Origin of the sequence: Rhodococcus sp. R1101, assembly GCF_000278445.1 — a bacterium.
GTDB lineage: Bacteria > Actinomycetota > Actinomycetes > Mycobacteriales > Mycobacteriaceae > Rhodococcus > Rhodococcus gordoniae.
In genome coordinates, this window is the sequence record NZ_AJVB01000867.1 from 1 (window position 1) to 758 (window position 758).

1 protein-coding gene is annotated in these 758 nt (G+C 72.8%); it reads left to right on the forward strand.

The features are described from left to right. Positions 1 to 9: 9 nt before the first annotated feature. Positions 10 to 758 (forward strand): ABC transporter substrate-binding protein (locus tag R1101_RS0124850; protein WP_016935812.1); only part of this gene is annotated, 749 nt, incomplete at its 3' end.

Sequence of the window (758 nt, forward strand, 5' to 3'; positions counted from 1 at the left end):
TCACGAGCAGTGCTCGTCGCAGCCGTCGCTGCGGTGACGACAGCCCTCGCCGGGTGCTCCACCCCGCCCGACGACGACGCCTCCGAGATCGTGCGCACCACGACGCGTATCGCCGGAGCGTCGGTCGTGGGTATCGACCGGGACACGTCGACCGCATGCCCGCTCCCCTCCCCGCTCGATCCGGGGCAGCCCACCAACGGCACCCGGCCGGTCCTGCACACCGCAGGCCGGTCGGATGTGCCCGCCGATCCGCAGCGCATCGTCGTCCTCGACTCCGCGGCGCTCGACGCGGTGTGCGCCCTGGGTCTGTGGGAGCGCGTCGTGGGAGCGAGCGCCGAGATCTCCGGACGGCCGGAATATCTCGGCACCGGGATCGGCGAGTTGCCGGCCGTGGGAGCTGCCGGTGCTCCGGACGTCGCGGCGATCGAGCGTGCGCAGCCGGACGTGATTCTCGGGTCCTCCGCCGCTCCCGACGTCTACACCTCGCTGAGCGCTGTCGCACCCACCGTGCTGGTCGGGTCCGATCCGGTGTTCTGGAGAGAACAGTTCGTGCGCGTCGGTGAGGCGCTCGGGCGCACGGAGGCAGCCCGTCGCGTCCTCGACGACTACGCGACGGCGGCACGCGATCTGGGCCGCGAGCTGGTCTCGTCCCAGACCCAGGCGTCCATCGTGCGGTTCACCGCCGACGGTCCCGGGGTGGAGGGCACCGCATCGTTCGCGGGGCAGGTGCTCGGCGACGTGGGAGCGGCCCGTCCGCC